Source organism: Pseudoalteromonas nanhaiensis, assembly GCF_051235485.1.
Classification (GTDB): Bacteria; Pseudomonadota; Gammaproteobacteria; order Enterobacterales; family Alteromonadaceae; genus Pseudoalteromonas; species Pseudoalteromonas lipolytica_C.
The window spans coordinates 107,793-125,338 of sequence record NZ_JBPNYQ010000012.1 but is presented as its reverse complement, the minus strand read 5'-3'; the positions used below and the strand labels follow the sequence as shown (position 1 = coordinate 125,338).

Annotated in this window: 17 protein-coding genes and 1 rRNA gene; 12 read left to right on the top strand and 6 right to left on the bottom strand. The window is 45.2% G+C overall.

Annotated elements, in window-relative coordinates; genetic code table 11:
• The 3 genes from ACSFVZ_RS12260 to rph form a co-directional block, all read right to left on the bottom strand.
• Positions 1 to 67: ribosomal RNA gene (locus ACSFVZ_RS12260) — 16S ribosomal RNA — on the bottom strand; the annotation flags it as partial.
• 567 nt (positions 68 to 634) lie between these two features.
• Positions 635 to 1,279 (bottom strand): orotate phosphoribosyltransferase, encoded by a 645-nt coding sequence (gene pyrE, locus ACSFVZ_RS12255; protein ID WP_199526624.1) that lies wholly within the window; start codon positions 1,277 to 1,279, stop codon positions 635 to 637.
• Positions 1,280 to 1,301: 22 nt separating this feature from the next.
• Entirely contained in the window at positions 1,302 to 2,015 is a 714-nt protein-coding gene (gene rph, locus ACSFVZ_RS12250; RefSeq protein WP_054554228.1) for a ribonuclease PH, read from the bottom strand.
• A gap of 179 nt (positions 2,016 to 2,194) precedes the next feature.
• On the opposite strand from rph, the gene ACSFVZ_RS12245 reads away from it, so the two are divergent.
• From ACSFVZ_RS12245 to ACSFVZ_RS12235, 3 genes are all read left to right on the top strand, one after another.
• A complete protein-coding gene (locus ACSFVZ_RS12245) occupies positions 2,195 to 3,055 on the top strand; it encodes a YicC/YloC family endoribonuclease (protein WP_138558347.1) in 861 nt (286 codons plus the stop codon).
• Positions 3,056 to 3,406: 351 nt separating this feature from the next.
• The gene (locus ACSFVZ_RS12240) at positions 3,407 to 4,663 is read left to right on the top strand and encodes a tyrosine-type recombinase/integrase (protein WP_435558963.1); all 1,257 of its coding nucleotides are present in this window, start codon (positions 3,407 to 3,409) and stop codon (positions 4,661 to 4,663) included.
• A gap of 1 nt (position 4,664) precedes the next feature.
• Entirely contained in the window at positions 4,665 to 5,003 is a 339-nt protein-coding gene (locus ACSFVZ_RS12235) for a hypothetical protein (RefSeq protein WP_435558962.1), read from the top strand.
• 132 nt (positions 5,004 to 5,135) lie between these two features.
• On the opposite strand, the gene ACSFVZ_RS12230 is transcribed toward ACSFVZ_RS12235, so the two are convergent.
• The 3 genes from ACSFVZ_RS12230 to ACSFVZ_RS12220 form a co-directional block, all read right to left on the bottom strand.
• Entirely contained in the window at positions 5,136 to 5,615 is a 480-nt protein-coding gene (locus ACSFVZ_RS12230; protein WP_435558961.1) for a PIN domain-containing protein, read from the bottom strand.
• The gene (locus ACSFVZ_RS12225) at positions 5,616 to 6,668 is read right to left on the bottom strand and encodes a helix-turn-helix domain-containing protein (RefSeq protein ID WP_273492824.1); all 1,053 of its coding nucleotides are present in this window, start codon (positions 6,666 to 6,668) and stop codon (positions 5,616 to 5,618) included.
• Positions 6,669 to 6,796: 128 nt separating this feature from the next.
• Positions 6,797 to 6,943 carry a hypothetical protein gene (locus ACSFVZ_RS12220; protein WP_435558959.1) on the bottom strand — a complete coding sequence of 49 codons (147 nt, stop codon included), beginning with the start codon at positions 6,941 to 6,943 and terminating at the stop codon, positions 6,797 to 6,799.
• Positions 6,944 to 7,222: 279 nt separating this feature from the next.
• Here ACSFVZ_RS12220 and ACSFVZ_RS12215 point away from each other — a divergent pair, with 279 nt between their 5' ends.
• From ACSFVZ_RS12215 to ACSFVZ_RS12175, 9 genes are all read left to right on the top strand, one after another.
• Positions 7,223 to 7,909: a hypothetical protein gene (locus tag ACSFVZ_RS12215; RefSeq protein WP_435558957.1), complete on the top strand. Its 687-nt coding sequence runs from the start codon at positions 7,223 to 7,225 to the stop codon at positions 7,907 to 7,909.
• Positions 7,910 to 8,373: 464 nt separating this feature from the next.
• Positions 8,374 to 8,952, top strand: a complete 579-nt coding sequence (locus ACSFVZ_RS12210; protein ID WP_435558956.1) for a restriction endonuclease subunit S — start codon at positions 8,374 to 8,376, stop codon at positions 8,950 to 8,952.
• Between the two features lie 94 nt (positions 8,953 to 9,046).
• The gene (locus ACSFVZ_RS12205) at positions 9,047 to 9,292 is read left to right on the top strand and encodes a DUF2188 domain-containing protein (RefSeq protein ID WP_005085359.1); all 246 of its coding nucleotides are present in this window, start codon (positions 9,047 to 9,049) and stop codon (positions 9,290 to 9,292) included.
• 8 nt (positions 9,293 to 9,300) lie between these two features.
• A complete protein-coding gene (locus ACSFVZ_RS12200; RefSeq protein WP_005085357.1) occupies positions 9,301 to 9,531 on the top strand; it encodes a hypothetical protein in 231 nt (76 codons plus the stop codon).
• Positions 9,532 to 9,611: 80 nt separating this feature from the next.
• On the top strand, positions 9,612 to 11,246 hold the full coding sequence (locus ACSFVZ_RS12195) for a type I restriction-modification system subunit M (protein ID WP_435558955.1): 1,635 nt from the start codon (positions 9,612 to 9,614) through the stop codon (positions 11,244 to 11,246).
• A 109-nt stretch (positions 11,247 to 11,355) separates the two neighbouring features.
• Positions 11,356 to 12,201 (top strand): DNA damage-inducible protein D, encoded by an 846-nt coding sequence (dinD, locus tag ACSFVZ_RS12190; RefSeq protein ID WP_085284098.1) that lies wholly within the window; start codon positions 11,356 to 11,358, stop codon positions 12,199 to 12,201.
• Entirely contained in the window at positions 12,198 to 13,439 is a 1,242-nt protein-coding gene (locus ACSFVZ_RS12185) for a restriction endonuclease subunit S (protein ID WP_435558954.1), read from the top strand. The genes dinD and ACSFVZ_RS12185 overlap by 4 nt, the downstream gene beginning before the upstream one ends.
• The gene (locus ACSFVZ_RS12180) at positions 13,436 to 16,699 is read left to right on the top strand and encodes a type I restriction endonuclease subunit R (RefSeq protein WP_435558953.1); all 3,264 of its coding nucleotides are present in this window, start codon (positions 13,436 to 13,438) and stop codon (positions 16,697 to 16,699) included. The genes ACSFVZ_RS12185 and ACSFVZ_RS12180 overlap by 4 nt, the downstream gene beginning before the upstream one ends.
• Complete coding sequence (locus ACSFVZ_RS12175) at positions 16,699 to 17,445, top strand: M48 family metallopeptidase (RefSeq protein WP_435558952.1); 747 nt, start codon at positions 16,699 to 16,701, stop codon at positions 17,443 to 17,445. The genes ACSFVZ_RS12180 and ACSFVZ_RS12175 overlap by 1 nt, the downstream gene beginning before the upstream one ends.
• Positions 17,446 to 17,546 lie beyond the last annotated feature (101 nt).

Genomic DNA, 17,546 nt, shown 5'->3' with positions numbered 1-17,546 from the left:
GCTCGACTTGCATGTGTTAGGCCTGCCGCCAGCGTTCAATCTGAGCCATGATCAAACTCTTCAATTAAAAGTTTTTTGAAACCGAAGTTTCGTGCTCAATGAATTCTGTATAAATTGACTATATAGTCACTCATAAGAAATTGAGACTCTAAATTTGTTTGCGTCACTTAGTAAACTAAGCTTCGCTGTTAGAACTCAATCTGTACGAGTGCCCACACAGATGATTGCTTTATATTGTTAAAGAACGTTTTGAGATACTTTTGCGCCTCAAGGGCTGCGCATTCTACGCAAGCCGTTATTTTTGTCAACACTTAATTTTGAGAAAAGTTTATTTTTTCAAAACTCAGTTTTACTTGACTCAACCAACTCGTTGTTCTGCTTGTTTGTAAGCAGTCCGCCGTGTCAGTGGATGCGCATTATAGGGATGCAGCGAATTAACGCAAGCACTTTTTTGAGAAAACTTTAAAAAAACTACCTTTTGCATCCTTTTTAGTCTAAACAGTACAAAAGAGAAACTTTATTAACGCTTTAGTAACTTTTTAGCTGTATTTAAGGCTATAAAAGCACAACGCTCTAAAAACAAAAAAAGCCCAGCAACATAGCTGGGCTTTTAAAAAATTCGCGTTTTTAGTTGTTATGCAATGCCGTATTGATCACGGTATGCTTTTACAGCCGCTAAATGCTCATCCATTGTACCTTTCGCTTCTAGGTAACTAATTAAGTCAGCTAGTTTTACAATCGAGATAACTTTAGTGCCAAAGTCACGCTCGACTTCTTGAATAGCCGATAACTCAGCTTTGCCTTTCTCTTGGCGGTCAAGAGCAATTAAAACGCCACTTAAGTCTGCACCATTATCTGCAATAATTTCCATCGATTCACGAATCGCTGTACCCGCAGTGATCACGTCATCGACTAACATGATCTTACCTTTAAGTTCAGAACCTACTAATGTACCACCTTCACCGTGTGCTTTTTTCTCTTTACGGTTAAAACAGTAAGGCACATCTTTGTCGTGGTGATCAGCTAAAGCAACCGCAGTAGTCGTAGCAATTGGAATACCTTTATAAGCAGGGCCAAATATTACATCGTATTCAATGCCAGCATCTTCAAGTGCAGCTGCATAAAAGCGGCCTAAACGTGCAAGGTCACGACCAGTATTAAATAAACCAGCGTTAAAGAAATAAGGGCTAGTACGGCCAGACTTTAAAGTAAACTCACCAAATTTAAGCACCTGCTTTTCAAGTGCGAATTCAATAAACTCTTTTTGATAATCTTTCATAACTAATAAACCTACTTCTTTATTAAGCTAATGCTTGCTTTTGAACGTCGATAATTTCACGAATTGAGTGCTTAGCTAATGTAAGTAGCTCATCTAGTTCGTCGAATGAGAAAGGTTCGCCTTCAGCTGTACCTTGGATTTCGATGATTTTGCCCGTTTCCGTCAAAATCACGTTCATATCTGTTTCAGCTTCAGAATCTTCTAGGTACTCAAGGTCACTAATTGGTTGACCTTTATATACACCGACTGAAATTGCAGCAATCATATGCTTAAGTGGGTTTGAATTGATCATACCTTTACTACGCATGTAAGTGAGTGCATCAACTAACGCAACGCACGCACCACTAATAGATGCTGTACGTGTACCGCCATCAGCTTGAATAACATCACAATCGATAGTAATGGTGTTTTCACCTAACGCTTTTAAATCAACTGCAGCACGAAGTGCACGTGCAATTAAGCGTTGAATTTCCATTGTACGACCGCCCTGCTTACCGCGCGACGCTTCACGACCATTACGAGTATGTGTTGAACGAGGTAACATACCGTATTCAGCCGTAACCCAACCTTTACCTTGGCCTTTCATAAAGCGTGGTACACCAGCTTCAACAGTTGCTGTACACAAAACTTTAGTGTTTCCAAACTCTACTAATACTGAGCCTTCAGCATGCATAGTGTAATTACGTGTAAATGTAACCGGTCTAATTTGATTAGGTGTTCTTTCGCTTGGACGCATTAACGATCCCCTTAATTCTGAATTTGCCACATTATAAGTCGATGTGGTGGCAGATGCCATGTGATTTACATAATTAACTGTATCTTAAAAGCCGATTTCAGAAAATTTACGCTAGAGGTTAAAAGCTGATACGGTATAATCAAGCAACTTTGAATATAAATAACACTAGGAAATTATCCATGATCCACAGCATGACAGCTTATGCGCGTCGCGAAATTAAAGGCGAATGGGGCACTGGCACTTGGGAAATTCGTTCAGTTAACCAACGTTACCTTGAGACTTTTATCCGCGCACCTGAGCAATTTCGTGGCATGGAACCTGTTATTCGTGAGCGTTTACGTAAACACTTACAACGCGGTAAAGTTGAAGTTTTCTTAAAGTTTGCTGCAAATCCAGCTCATGTTGGTGAGTTAACGATTAACGAATCACTGGCTGAGCAGCTAATTAAAAGCGCACAATGGGTGCAACAACAGAGTAATGGTGACATTAATCCTGTTGATATTTTGCGTTGGCCTGGCGTTATGGAAGCCGAAGAGCTCGATATGGATAGCGTTAATACAGCGCTGATTGCAGGTTTTGACAAAGTAATTGAAGACTTCAAACAAGCTCGCGGTGATGAAGGTGCAAACCTACAAGAAATGATCACCACTCGCCTTGATGCAATTTTAGAGCAAGTTGCCATTGTTGAGGGCCACTTACCAGAAATCGCTAAATGGCAACGTGAAAAGCTAAATCAAAAACTTGAAGAACTGAAAACAGACATTGATGAATCACGTCTTGAGCAAGAACTTATTTACCTAGCGCAAAAGCAAGATGTAGCTGAAGAGCTAGATCGCTTAAAGTCGCATGTTAAAGAAACAAAGAAAATTATAGTCAAAGGTGGTGCATGTGGCCGACGCTTAGATTTTATGATGCAAGAGTTTAACCGAGAAGCAAACACATTAGCATCGAAGTCTATCAACAGTGACATCACCAATGCAGCAGTAGAATTAAAAGTGCTAATTGAGCAAATGCGCGAACAAATTCAAAACATCGAATAGTTTTTTTACCCGTCCAAGAATGTCTTAGAAGCCCTGTTATTTGCTTGTAAATACAGGGCTTTTTGATTTTCCCCGTCCAAATCGGTTTGCAGATGTCCGTTACCAGTTGCTGTTTAAGTGGTGGGCAAAATGGTGGGCAAACCCTGTTTTTTTGACTCAATAAGCAAAAAGTCAAGGTATCTGGTGAGCAGATTTTTGCATCTATCTCACCACCGCCTTATGCCATCTCCACTTATCGTGCTGCTTGCAGATTGTTCAATCACTCAACTATCGAACCAATCGATAAACAAACAGTGGTGGGCAATGGTGAGCAAATTTTAACGATTTCTTAGGAATATAGAGTAACAAACGATGGCAAAACTAACCGCAACTCAGGTGCAATCTTATGCTCGCACCGCAGCAGCAAACAAAAAATACAGTGATGGTAATGGCCTATATTTTTGCGTAAGAAAATCTGGCATGCCGTATTGGATGCTAAGGTATACCAGCCTAAACGGACGACGAGAAGCCACGCTCGGTCAATATCCAAGCATGACCTTAGCAGAGGCTCGACTTGAATCGTCTAAAATGCAGCTACAACTTCAGCAAGGTGAAGACCCATTAGCAATTCGCGCTATTGAAACCATCCCAGAGATCCAAAATGTCAGCCAGCTGTTTCAAGACTGGTATGCCAAAGACTTAAGTCGCCGGTTAAAGCACCCCAATATACCCAAACGTGTTTTTACCAAAGAAATTGCACCAGTGATTGGTCAACTTCCTATCCAAGCTGTGCGCCCCACACATGTGCGCGAAGTATTAGAGCGCATTCGAGAAAGTAACCGCCCTACCATTGCCAACGATACCTTGATGTACATGAAGCAGCTGTTTCGGCATGCGATAAAGCTCGACTTAACGCTGAACAACCCAGCCGCAGCATTTACCGTGGACGATGCAGGGGGCGTGGAGTCCAGTAAAGACAGGATGCTTAGCAAAGAGGAAATTCACTACGCCTTTAGCGTGTTTCATACCCATATCAATAGCTTTGGCCGCGACAACTACCTCGCTTGCTGCCTGTTTTTGGTATTGGGTGTACGCAAAAGCGAACTGTGCGAAGCCATGTGGCGTGAAATGGATTTAACCACAGGCGTGTGGGATCTACCCAAAGAACGCAGCAAAACTGGCGTGCCGATCAGCATTCCCTTACCGTGCCAAGCCGTTACTTGGTTTAACGAGCTGCAAATCCGTGCTTGTGGCTCGCCTTATGTTTTCCCTGCCAGACGAGCAAGCCATCGTCCACATATGGGGCCAGATACGCTGAACCGTGCCATTTCTAAACTCTTTGGTCGCGAGCCTGGGCGCAAAAAACAGCCTCCCAATAAAATGGGCAAACTTGAACACTTCACCGTACACGATCTACGCCGCACCTTTCGCAGCCTTGCCGCCTCTTTGGGCATTGCAGGCAACGTAGCCGAACGCTGTATTAACCATAAGCTAAAAGGTGTTGAGGGTATCTACGACCGCCACGATTATTTTGAAGAGCGCCGAATTGCCCATCAAACCGTGGCTGATGTGGTTGAACCACTGGTGAACTTTGAGCCCGCTTCACAACACCACACAGAAGGTCATTAACATGCAATTTATGATGCGACTCGCCCCCATTACCTTTCCAATAGCCATGCTGGCAGGCCTTGGTTGGTGTATTGGCATTGCCTTACTCGAACAACCTCATGGTATAGGCTACGCAATTACTCGGTATTGCCTGATGGTATTCGTGGTACTCGCTCCTTGGCTGATGCTAAAACTCATGTTCTACGTGATTGTCAGTTTAGGACGCAAACTGGGGCTCATCCCGCCTGCACGTCCAACGCACAGCTTGGGGTATGAAGAATCACTCTATTGGTTCAGAGTATTGGCCTTTTTCGATGGCAAACGCAGCCGCATGCCGAAAAGGCCCATCAGGCGAAACTAACAAGCCCCCATTTGCTCACTTACCGTGGGCAGTTGGGACAATGGGGCAACACTTGATATGCCGAGCTTTAGAGGGTGAATAAGAGGATATTAAACTGCCCCAAGGAATGGGGCAATTGGGGCTATGCAAAGTTTATAATTGGGTTAAACGCTGCTTTGCAAGCGCCCAAGGTAAGCGACGACCAGCTTTTGCCATTTTATCGTAGGCAGCTTGAGCTTCTTCAACTGACAATACACCATGGGTGACGAGCTGCTCAACAACCCATAGCGTACCTTGAACTAATATCGCTTCTTTTTCAGCCGCCTTCCTAAGCGCCATATCCCCAGTTAGCAATGGACACTGTTCTTGTTTCGCCAACGCAAGTGCAAAGCAATCATTCATGCTAGGGCCAGCATACTTTTGCCTCAGTTCAAATGAGTACATCATAGACTCAGGGCTTAACTCCCCCAACAACAACCCCAACTCGAGTAAATAGCCATGTTGATCGCTTAACTCCTCGTGGAATAACACATCTGGAACTTTGAACTGGTAAAGCAAATTGAAAAAGACGCCTAATAATTGGCCTTCTTCGAGATCAATGAGGATATTGGCATCACTGATCAACAAATACATTTAAACAGCCTCAGCCAACATTTGGCGTTGCTTATGCAATGCCATCACTGACATCTGTAACAGCTCAGCGGCTTTCGATTCACTAACAATTCCCTCTGCCAATGCACGATAAACCAACTGCTCAAACAATAATGTTTGTTCTTGTGGAAAAGGGTTCCCAGGCTCTTGCTTTCGCCAACCGTTTTTTGAGAACTGTATAAATATTTGGCGTTTTTTCTCTTCGGTGATCACACCAAGGTCGGCACTGCGATACAAACAAGCTGCCATGCTTAAGCCATATTCGTGTTTCAGGAAATATAGCTCTTTGGGGTCTACGTTCGAACGTCGCTCTCCTAGATGCTGAAAAAGGCCTACTTCGGGCAGTAAAAACGCAGAAGCAAAGCGGTTGCAGGCCATCTCTTCGTCAAGGGATTCATCGAGTAAGCCATGTAAAACAAGGTGGCCAAGCTCATGCGCCAATGTGAACCGCTGGCGGCAACCAGGCCAATGAGAAGACACAACAACAATTGGCTGCCCTGATATTTGGGCTTGTAACCCATCAAATTTATCGGCTTGGGGTACGTTACTGACAATCACCAAAATACCTTTAGACTCAAGCAAGTCGATTAAGTCTGGCAATGGATTCATACCTAACTGCCAATCAGTACGGACTTTGGTGGCAACCTGCTCTACTGCGTCTAAAGTACTAACAACAGGAACGTCGGGGTGGTAGTTAAAACTCGCTATCGGGAAGTTTGGCCATACATTTTTAAGCGCTAACCAGCGCTCTGCTTGGTCAACCACATCAGACTCAATCTTCTTTAGCAACTTAGCTGAAGCTGAGGCTTTTTTACGATACTCCACCTCCCCCAAAGTCACCTGTGCTGGGCGAAAGAAGTATTCAGTACGAACCGACAAAGCCGTCGCCAATTTAAGTAAAACTCCCGACGAAGGCATACTCTGGTCGTGCTCGTATTTTTTAACCATGTTGGCACTAATACCAACTTGCTCACCCAAGGCCTGCATCGACAGGCCAGCTGCTGCACGGGCTCGTTTTATGCGCTCTCCAATCATACAGACCTCTGGTTTATGAAAACTAGAATTATTTTTAAAATATAAACCAAGTTGGCGTTTTTGTCGATTGGTTTTACAGGGCAATCATTCGCGTGTTCGCGCACACACTTCCCCATGCCTTTACCCCCTTACGCCAAAACCACTATCCGTTTGGCTTTTGGATCGAAACGCCAAACAGGGAAATCAGCCCATTTACTGTTTGGCGTCTCGATTAAAATCCAACGCTGCAAAGCCTTGCCGGTACTGGCACAAAGTAAGATTTGGCACTTTTTCACCCTAAACCAACCTCGAATCCAAAGTACAAACCGTTTGTTTTTTCTAACCCAGAATGCAAACGATCGTTTGGCGTCTCGATTTTTTTGCATTAGCTAAATGCCGCCAAACAGCACCGTATTGGACTATGTCTATCAAACAGTTAGCTGCGCACAGGTCATCAGGACAAACCGATTTGACTGGTTAGTTTGATGGCCATTTCTTTCATCTAATTCACCACTGAGTCTGCACCCGACGACTGAAAATAGACGGCATGACGAACCAACAAGGTGATAAGTGACGTGTTATGGGCAAGTGGTAACGATTTGGATAGAGAATGGATACAGCAGGTGGTCGCTTTACTGGTTGGGCATGGCGCGTTTACCCTCTACCCAGCACTAAGCCAGTGCGATAATGCAGCCGAACGCTTAACCCGCTGGCTGACCTATCAGTTACCACGCGTTAAACAAGCACACCCTGGCTGCCCGATTCACCAATGGCTAAATAGCATTGGCGCACAAGTGATCGTAGAAAAATGGCAGAGCCCCGAGCAATGGCCAAACCTGTATTGGCTACCTTTACCTGAGGTTGATGGCCACCCGCAAGGCGGCTTGGTTTTGTTACCGGCACATTTGTTACCGGTATATTTGGATTACACGAACCAAACCAGAACATTACAAGCAAACACACCGGCCAACGCCCGTATTTTTTGGTGCATCACGCCTTTGTCTAAAACAGGAAAGCGCGCTACCTTGCACCCCAAACAGCAAAACCGCGCCTTTTGCCTGCCCAGTTCGCCGGAGCAAATGGGTAAGTCATGTAAGGGGTTATTACTGAGAGGTTTGAGAAAAGAGAGTCAAAAACGAAACGCCAACGTGATCAGCCGCCAGATTAACCTAGCGCTGCTGCACCACCTTTGTGGGCCGGAGAATGATGTGTGGATTAAAGCGAATTTTGGTGCCGTAACTCATTACGGTACCAAAAATTAGAAGCCTGAAAAAAGAGTAACCCCTCACAGGGCGCTGATCTAAAGGGTAGCGGGAGGGGTGTTGTTGGTGCGATTTTAAGATCAAAAGTATCAAATAGCTCGATGTTTTTGGCTAGAGCGTTCTCTGTTAGGTTTTTACTTGGGCTTCACTTTGAACTATTCGGAATTTCCAGATGGTTGCGTTTTGTACAGCTCTACCAGTTTGATTATATGTCTCTTAATATTTAACTCTTTTTTATCAGCAAGATACCTGGTGCCGAAATAAATGTCGGCACCAGACAACGACCACTCATCCCTCTCAATACAGCCAGGTATCCGGTCAATTCAAACATTTCCAAACGCCAACTCAAAAACAAATTTACAGTAACGGCGTTTTTGCAAAATAAATAGTTGACAACTTATGAATCTCAGCTTAAGCTTATTCACAAGTTGCAGAAACGCCATTACAACGCATTTGAGGTGACAATGAAAGTTAATTTGAAAAAAATTGCCTCTGTACAGATGGGACACTCTTTTAGGTCAAAGCTTGAGCCAGACACTAATGGAAATATCTCTGTTATCCAGATGAAGGATTTAACTGAAGATAACCGAGTTAATGCCCAAGAGCTAGTGCAGATTGCAATGCAGGACTTAAAGGATCATCACAGAGTTAAACATAACGACTTAGCATTTCGCTCTAGAGGTCAAACTAATACGGCAGCATTGATTGACCAAGAGTTGAGCGATGCTGTTATCGCTGCGCCACTGTTGCGAATTCGAGTTGAAAGTGATTCGGTTATGCCAGCGTATCTATGCTGGTTTATTAATCAACCTACTTCACAAGCAGTATTGCAAAGTAAGGCAACAGGCACGGCGGTAAGAATGATTAGCAAACCTGCACTTGAGGATCTGGAGATAGTAGTCCCTAATCTCGATGTGCAGAAAAAGATTATTGAGATTTACCAATTATCGATTAACGAACAGAAGCTAATGAATGCATTAGCAAAGAAAAAGGAGGTGTTAACTGACGCAATATTAATGAATTTAGCAATGAATACCCAGTAATGACAGTTACTGGGTTTAGACGAGCCGAAAGTGTGACAGCACTTTTAGCAAAACTTTAATCCACGTTTCATTTCAAAAAACAGGAGCCGAAATTATGGCAAAGAATACATCATCAAGCAAGGGCAATACCCGACATGTCGTACCACATCCTGATGGATGGGCAAACAAAAAAGGCGGTGCCGAACGCGCTTCAAGTGTACACAGCACCAAACGAGAGGCTGAGGCTGCGGCGCGCGAGCAAAGCAAGCGCGAAGGTTCTGAGCTTGTTGTACATGGCAAAGACGGCCAGATACAACGCAAAGATAGCCACGGTAACGACCCAAAAGACATTAAAGGATAGGAGCCCTTATGAGTGATGAATACAAAAAGAAAATAGGTGTACCCGAGTCGCATACCCTCAACATCGTAAGTAGTCAGTGGTCGCAACGAAAAGGCCAAGACACTGATACCTATGAATGTGAAGAGCTAAACGAGCAAGGTGAAGTCATTGCACGGTACACCATAAAGGACAGTACATCGATTTACCCTCCATTTGGGCGGTCGATTACCTGGACTCAATCAGCCGTACTCGATTCTTAACCTTTTAACTTACAGCTAGCGGGGCGCTACCGGTATAGCCTGCCCCGCTTTATGACACTGACCAGATTTGAGGAATTTATATGACTAAAGATATGAACGACAAGATTCAACAAAAAGACATCAACAATGCAGCATGGGCTGCATGCGATACTTTCCGTGGCGCGGTAGACCCTGCGCAATACAAAGACTACATCCTAGTAATGCTGTTCGTAAAATACATCTCCGATGTATGGAATGACCACTACGCAGAATATAAAAAGCAGTACGGTGACGACGACGTCCGTATCAGACGTAAGCTTGAGCGCGAGCGTTTTGTACTGCCAATGGTTGAACTCACAGAAGAAGTAGAAGACAAAGCAACCAAAGAGAAGAAAACCGTTGTTACCGACACATTTTTGGCCAACTACTATTCATTGTTAGAGCGTAAAAACGAACCCAACATTGGCGAGCTGATCAACATTGTTTTAGAGCATATTGAAACCGCGAACAAAGCCAAGTTAGAAGGCGTATTCCGTAACATCGACTTCAACAGCGAAGCCAACTTGGGTAAAACCAAAGACCGCAACCGTCGCCTAAAAACCTTGCTGGACGACTTCAACAAGCCCGCACTCGACATGAGCCCGTCGCGCGTGTCTGAAGATGTCATTGGTAATACCTACATCTACCTTATTGAGCGCTTTGGCTCCGATGCAGGTAAAAAAGCCGGTGAATTCTATACCCCTCATAAAGTCTCTGAGCTGGTTGCGCGTCTGTCTGCACCAAAATCGGGGGCGCGTATTTGTGACCCTGCGTGTGGCTCAGCCGGTTTATTGATTGAAGCCGCACGCCAAGTGGGTGACCGCAATTACTCACTCTACGGCATGGAAGTCAACGGCAGCACCTGGGCGCTGGCACGTATGAACATGTTCTTGCACGGTTCCGACTCTGCTCGTATCGAATGGTGTAACACCCTCACTTCACCTGCGCTGGTCGAAAATGACAGACTGATGAAGTTTGATAACGTGGTTGCTAACCCACCGTTTTCACTCGACAAATGGGGTTCAGAAGACGTTGAATCCGACAGATACAACCGCTACTGGCGCGGGCTACCACCTAAATCAAAGGCCGACTTTGCCTTTATCAGCCACATGGTTGAAGCCGCCGTTGAAAAAGAAGGCCGCATTGCCGTAGTAGTCCCTCATGGAGTGCTGTTTAGAGGCGCAGCTGAAGGCCGTATTCGTCAACAACTGATTGAAGAAAACCTGTTAGATGCTGTGATCGGCTTGCCCGGTAACCTGTTCCCAAGTACCGGCATTCCCGTGGCAATTCTGATATTTGACCGCTCACGTGAGAAAGGCGGTGCCAATGAAAACCGCAAAGACGTGCTATTTGTTGATGCTAGCGGTAAAGATCATTACCAAGCAGGGAAAAACCAAAACATCCTGCTGGATGAGCACCTAGACAAAATTGTTGCGGCGGTCACAGCCCGTGAAGAGGTAGAAAAATACGCCCATTTAGCCACCTTTGACGAGATCAAAGAGAACGACTTTAACCTGAATATCCCGCGCTACGTCGATACCTTCGAAGAAGAAGTTGAGGTCGATATTATTTCGGTACAGGCTGAAATCACCACCCTTGAAAGCGAACTCGCCGAGGTCCGCAACAAAATGGCAGCGCTGCTAAAGGATATCGTACCTAACGAGGCGCAAAAAAGCACAACGGAGGTGGCTGAATGAGTATGACGAACAACAACCATTTTGTTGACGCCAACAAAATGGTGTCTAAGTGGGAGTACGGCACTACAAACCAATTGCGTGACGTCACGAAAATGGTGGGAGGTGCACGATGAGTAACAAGCAACTTCCCCAACCAGAACATACCAGCTTTGAAAGCATTCGCGTAATTAATGAACAAGGTGGCGAAATTTGGCTGGCCCGCCAGCTGGCGAAAGTATTGGACTATGCAGAGTACCGTAACTTTTTACCGGTTATCGAGAAAGCCAAAAAAGCCTGTGAAAACAGTGGCCAAGCGCTGGCCGACCATTTCGTGGAGATCCACGAGATGGTCGAAATTGGCTCAGGTGCCCAGCGCAAAATGGACTCGTTTGCCTTGTCCCGTTACGCCTGTTACCTCATTGTGCAAAACGGTGATGCCAGCAAGCCGGTGATCGCCAATGGGCAGACCTATTTTGCCATTCAGACTCGTCGCCAAGAGCTACAAGATGACACTGGCTTTCAGCAACTAAATGAAGACCAAAAACGCTTAATGCTGCGTAATGAACTGGCCGATCACAACAAGCAACTGGCTGCGGCAGCCCGTGATGCAGGTGTTGAGTCTGGTTTGGACTACGCCATTTTCCAAAACCATGGTTATAAAGGCTTGTATGGTGGGTTAGACAATAAAGCCATTCACCAGCACAAAGGCTTAAAAAAGAGCCAAAAAATCCTCGACCATATGGGCAGTACTGAGCTTGCCGCTAACCTGTTCCGTGCCACGCAAACGGAAGAGAAACTAAAGCGCGATCAGGTCAGCAATAAAGCCCATGCCAACCAAACCCATTTTGAGGTAGGTGCCAAAGTGCGTGCCACTATTGAGGAGCTGGGCGGCACCATGCCGGAAGATTTGCCAACACCAGAAAAAGGCATTCCCCAGTTGGCGCGTGCACAGAAGAAGTTGGAGGGTGATCAATGAGTAAAGTGAATGGATACCCCTCTGGTTGGGTAAGTTCGACCCTAAGTAAGCACATAGATTTATTAACAGGTTTTGCTTTCAAAAGTTCAGAGTATAAAGAGCAAGGAATTCGCCTACTAAGAGGCGATAATGTTATGCAAAATAATATCCGCTGGGACGATGCTAAGTTTTGGGATGAAAACAGCTACGAGGAATTGTCTCGATATCAGCTAAAAGAGCATGACATCGTCATTGCTCTTGACCGTACATGGGTAAAGGCTGGGTTAAAAGTATCTGTCATTAGAAAGCGCGATATCCCAAGCTTACTTGTCCAGCGAGTAGCTCGATTAAGAGCAAAGTCAACCCTTAACCAAAGCTTCTTAAGCTATATCGTGCGGTCTCATCGTTTTGAGCAAATGGCAAAATTTTCAAAAACTGAAACCGCTGTACCTCATATTAGCCCATCCGATATACGTAATTTTAAGATAGAGCTCCCATCCCTTTTAGAACAAAGGAATATTGCTAAAATTCTCGAACTGTGGGACAACGCCATCGAAAAAACAGAGGCGTTAATTGCGGCTAAGGAAAAGCAGTTTGAGTGGTTAACTTCTAACTTGATCAACCGTGCTGGTCATAAACGCACGGCAGCTTCTGGTTTGATGACAGAAATTTCTAAACGCAACAAAAACAGTACAATTGAACGCGTTTTAAGCGTGACAAATCACAGTGGCTTTGTGTTGCCAGAAGAGCAATTTGAGCGGCGAGTAGCCAGCGCAAACGTGTCGAACTACAAAGTTGTTGAACAAGGCCAATATGCTTACAACCCGTCTCGAATCAATGTGGGCTCTATTGCTCGTCTTGATGACTGGGAAAATGGCATTTTAAGCCCAATGTACGTCGTGTTTAAACTAGATACGAAAAAAGTATGTAGCGACTACTTTTTGCACTGGCTTAATTCAAGTGAAGCACGCCAACGTATTAAGAACAGTGCTCAGGGTAGCGTACGTGAGACGGTTAGTTTTAAAGATCTTGGCGCAATTGATATCCCATTGCCAGCAATGGACGTGCAAAAAGACGTAACCTGCAAGCTCAATCTTGCTCAAAAGGAAATCAGCTTACTCAAAAAGACCTTAGAACAATACCGCAGCCAAAAACGCGGCCTGATGCAAAAACTGCTTACCGGTGAGTGGCAAGTGAACTGTACCCAGCCCGACGCTGAGGGAGCACGTCAGGAGCTTTCTAAGGAGGGCTTCGCATGAGCACACCGCCAGTCAATTACGCAGCAAACTCGGAGCCTTCGGGCTTTGAGTTTAACGAAAAGTACTTGTCGCAAATTCCTGCCCTGCAACAGTTGATCAACTTGGGTTATCAGTACCTTACCCCTGAGCAGGCTTTGGCCGAACGGGGTGGGCGCAGTGCCAATGTAATTTTGGAAGGGGTGCTTCGCCAGCAGCTAAAAAAGATTAATCGCATTAACTATAAAGGTGGCGAGTATCTGTTTAGCGAAGAGAACATTCAAACCGCGATCCAAAAGCTCAAAAACATTAAGTTTGATGGCCTGCAAAAAACCAATGAGTCTATTTACGATTTAATCACCTTAGGCTCAGCCATGGAGCAAACCATTGAGGGGGACTCAAAAAGCTTTACCCTCAATTACATCGATTGGAAAAATCCAAGCAACAATAGCTTTCATGTGGTGTCGGAGTTCTCAGTTGAGCGCGCGCGCAGCACCGATACCGTGCGCCCAGATATCGTCCTGTTTGTCAATGGCATTCCCTTTAGCGTGATTGAATGTAAATCACCTAAAGTGGATGTAGAGCAAGCCGTATCACAAAATATTCGTAACCAGGGCGATGACTATATTCCGCGCCTGTTTACTTATGTGCAGCAAGTGTTGGCGGTAAATAAAAACGCCGCCCAATACGCCACAGCTGGCACACCTAAGAAGTTTTGGGGCGTATGGAAGGAGCAGGAAGATAAACCTGCCGATGTCGATAAAGGCGTAAATACCGCTTTAGACGAAGACACTAAAGCACAGCTATTCAGTGGCGAGTTTGCTACCGCACGGCCATTTTTTGATGCACTAGAGGCAGAAGGTAAACGCTTGGTGACGGAGCAAGACAATGCCATTCACAGCCTGTGCCGTCCAGAGCGTTTGTTAGATTTAGTGTATCGCTTTACCCTGTTTGATGGTGGCATTAAGAAAGTAGCCCGCTATCAGCAATATTTTGTGATTAAAGCGACTATCGCCCGAATTAAACGCCTAACCAATAAAGGCAATGGTGCTAAAGAAAACCGCCAAGGTGGTGTTATTTGGCATACCCAAGGCTCGGGTAAATCGCTCACCATGGTGATGCTCACCCGTGCTATGGCACTAGAGCCGCAGCTTATCAACCCCAGAATCATTTTGGTTACCGACCGGGATGATCTTGATAAACAACTGGGTAATACCTTTGCGGCCTGTGGTTTAAGCCGCGAACGTGCCACGTCTGGCCGTAATTTGGTGAAGCACCTTAAAAATAAAGTGGGTTTGATCACCACACTGATCCACAAATTTGATAAAGGCTGGGTAGCCGAGAAGTTTGTAGATGAATCGCACGATATTTTTGTATTGGTCGATGAAAGTCACCGCACCAACTTTGGCTCATTGGCGGCCCGAATGCGCCAAATGTTGCCCAATGCCTGTTTTCTTGGCTTTACCGGCACACCGCTACTGAAAAAAGAAAAGAATAACTTTGCCAAGTTTGGTGGCCTGATTGAGCCGCACTATACCATTAAACAAGCGGTTGCCGACGAAGCAGTATTGCCACTGCTGTACGAAGGCCGACATGTTGAGATGGAGCAGAATCAGTCGGCTATCGACCTCTGGTTTGAGCGCCACACCGCCGATTTAAGCAAAGAGCAAAAGGCCGATCTTAAAAAGAAATACGCCCGCGCTGAAATGCTCAACAAAGCTGATCAGGTGATTTACATGCGCGCCTTTGATATCAGCGAGCATTTTCGTGCGAACTGGCAAGGCACCGGCTTTAAGGCTCAGTTAGTTGCCCCAGGTAAACAGGCCGCATTAAAGTACCAAGAGTTTCTACAGGATATTGGCATCGTCACCACTGAAGTGGTGATTTCTGGCCCTGATACCCGCGAAGGCCACGACGAAGTGGACGAAGGACCAACCGATGAGGTAGGTAAATTCTGGGACAAAATGATGAAGCGCTTTGGCTCTGAAGAAGAGTACACCAAGCAAATCATCAATCAGTTTAAATACGGTGATGACCCTGAAATACTCATTGTGGTGGATAAGCTATTAACCGGTTTTGATGCACCGCGCAACACCGTGCTGTATCTATGCCGAACCCTGCGAGAGCACACGCTATTACAGGCTATCGCTCGGGTTAACCGCCTGTACGAAGGTAAAGAGTTTGGCTATATCATCGACTATGCCAGCGTATTGGGCGAGCTGGATAAAGCCCTAACCATGTATGAAGCCTTTGAAGGGTTTGACGAAGATGACTTAGCAGGCACGCTCACCTCCATCAATGAAGAAGTGTTTAAGCTGCCACAGCGTTACTCTGACTTATGGGATTTGTTTAAAGCCGTTAAAAACTCAAAAGACGAAGAAGCCTATGAGGTATTGTTGGCCGATGACGAGCTGCGTGAAGAGTTTTACGAATGTTTATCGGCGTACAGTAAATCTTTAGCCATCGCTTTATCGTCTGAGCAGTTCATCATGAGCTCTGATGAGAAAAAGCTACAAACCTATAAAAACGATTTAAAACGCTTTCAGAACTTAAAGGCGGCGGTTAAGTTGCGTTACGCCGAGGCGATTGATTATCGCGACTACGAGCCGAAAATTAAAAAACTGCTGGATACCCATATTCAGGCTAATGAGGTGACTCAGCTTAACGAGCCCGTGAATATTTTTGATGAAAAAATGTTTACCGCCGTGAAAGAAGAGCAAGGGGTTTATCAAACCAAAACCACGGCATCAAAAGCGGACACCATCGCCCACGCCACAAAGCGCAGTATTTCAGAGAATATGGACGAAGACCCTGCGTTTTATGAGAAGTTTTCGAAGCTGATCCAAGCCGCTATTGATGACTTTAAGGCCAAGCGCATCTCAGACTTAGAGTATCTCAACCGAGTGATTGATATTCGTAACAAAGTGGCCACGAAGCAGCATGATGATATGCCTGATTGCATTCGTGAGAACGACGAAGCGTGTGCCTACTTTGGCTTGATTAAGCCGCAGTTTCAGCAAGTGGCAACCCTCAACGAGTTCGATGATGCTCAACTTGATGCCATTGCGGCACAAACATCGTTAGCGATACAAAAGATTATTGATGCCCATTGGAAAGTTGATTTTTGGGACGATGCCGACGTTCAAAAAACAGCGATGAATGATATTGACGATTTTCTTTATGACGAAGTCAAAGATCAGTACGGCGTGACGCTGAGCTTAGAGCAAATGGACGAAATCATTGAGAAAACCATGCAGGTTGCGAAGCACCGGAGGCATTCTTGATGTCGTCAACCATCAAGCAAACCGAGGCACCAGCGGCAAGTGCTGAAAGGCTAGCGGTTGTATACGGAGGGGGAGAAATCCCCTTCCAGCTGGCTTTTTCTAAACGCAAATCGCTGGAAATATCAGTTCACCCTGACAAATCAGTTTTTGTGAAAGCTCCTGAAGGCACCGACCGTGAGGCCATTGAAGCTAAGGTGAAAAAGCGCGCTCGGTGGATCAAGCGCCAAATTCGCTACTTTGACCAGTTTGACCCAAGAACCCCTTCTCGCAAATACGTCAGTGGTGAAAGCCATTTGTATCTAGGCAAGAAGTATCGGCTAAAAATTGAAGTAGGCACTGACAACGATGTGGCACTGAAAGCAGGCTTTTTTTGGGTAACGTCAGCCAATGGTAAACCAGACCATGTGGAGTCGCTACTTAATGATTGGTATCGAGAAAAAGCCGATTTTCATTTAAATAAGGTGTTTTCGGATTGTTGGGACAAGTTCAAACATTCAGATACAGACAAGCCAAAAATTAAAATCATGCAACTCAAAAAACGCTGGGGCAGTCTATCAAAAAGCGGAACGCTGACCTTAAACCGTGATCTGATTAAAGCACCGAAAGAATGCATTGAGTACGTGATCATTCATGAACTGTGTCACCTAAAGCACCACAACCACGGCCCAGAGTTTTATCGCTTACTCGAACGCTCTTTACCAGATTGGGTGAAGCGCAAACATAAACTGGAAATGGCATTGATTTAGTCAGCACGCTGTGTCGAATAGCTAAGTACACAGCCAGTACTCTAGCGGTCTTGTTTGCAATGGACTTCAAACTTAACCCAGTCCATATGTCGCCTGGCAGT

Excerpts from the sequence above, each read along its gene's own strand:
- pyrE (WP_199526624.1), bottom strand. The coding sequence starts at position 1,279 with ATGAAAGATTATCAAAAAGAGTTTATTGAATTCGCACTTGAAAAGCAG.
- rph (WP_054554228.1), bottom strand. The coding sequence starts at position 2,015 with ATGCGTCCAAGCGAAAGAACACCTAATCAAATTAGACCGGTTACATTT.
- ACSFVZ_RS12245 (WP_138558347.1), top strand. The coding sequence starts at position 2,195 with ATGATCCACAGCATGACAGCTTATGCGCGTCGCGAAATTAAAGGCGAA.
- ACSFVZ_RS12240 (WP_435558963.1), top strand. The coding sequence starts at position 3,407 with ATGGCAAAACTAACCGCAACTCAGGTGCAATCTTATGCTCGCACCGCA.
- ACSFVZ_RS12235 (WP_435558962.1), top strand. The coding sequence starts at position 4,665 with ATGCAATTTATGATGCGACTCGCCCCCATTACCTTTCCAATAGCCATG.
- ACSFVZ_RS12230 (WP_435558961.1), bottom strand. The coding sequence starts at position 5,615 with ATGTATTTGTTGATCAGTGATGCCAATATCCTCATTGATCTCGAAGAA.
- ACSFVZ_RS12225 (WP_273492824.1), bottom strand. The coding sequence starts at position 6,668 with ATGATTGGAGAGCGCATAAAACGAGCCCGTGCAGCAGCTGGCCTGTCG.
- ACSFVZ_RS12210 (WP_435558956.1), top strand. The coding sequence starts at position 8,374 with ATGAAAGTTAATTTGAAAAAAATTGCCTCTGTACAGATGGGACACTCT.
- ACSFVZ_RS12205 (WP_005085359.1), top strand. The coding sequence starts at position 9,047 with ATGGCAAAGAATACATCATCAAGCAAGGGCAATACCCGACATGTCGTA.
- ACSFVZ_RS12200 (WP_005085357.1), top strand. The coding sequence starts at position 9,301 with ATGAGTGATGAATACAAAAAGAAAATAGGTGTACCCGAGTCGCATACC.
- ACSFVZ_RS12195 (WP_435558955.1), top strand. The coding sequence starts at position 9,612 with ATGACTAAAGATATGAACGACAAGATTCAACAAAAAGACATCAACAAT.
- dinD (WP_085284098.1), top strand. The coding sequence starts at position 11,356 with ATGAGTAACAAGCAACTTCCCCAACCAGAACATACCAGCTTTGAAAGC.
- ACSFVZ_RS12185 (WP_435558954.1), top strand. The coding sequence starts at position 12,198 with ATGAGTAAAGTGAATGGATACCCCTCTGGTTGGGTAAGTTCGACCCTA.
- ACSFVZ_RS12180 (WP_435558953.1), top strand. The coding sequence starts at position 13,436 with ATGAGCACACCGCCAGTCAATTACGCAGCAAACTCGGAGCCTTCGGGC.
- ACSFVZ_RS12175 (WP_435558952.1), top strand. The coding sequence starts at position 16,699 with ATGTCGTCAACCATCAAGCAAACCGAGGCACCAGCGGCAAGTGCTGAA.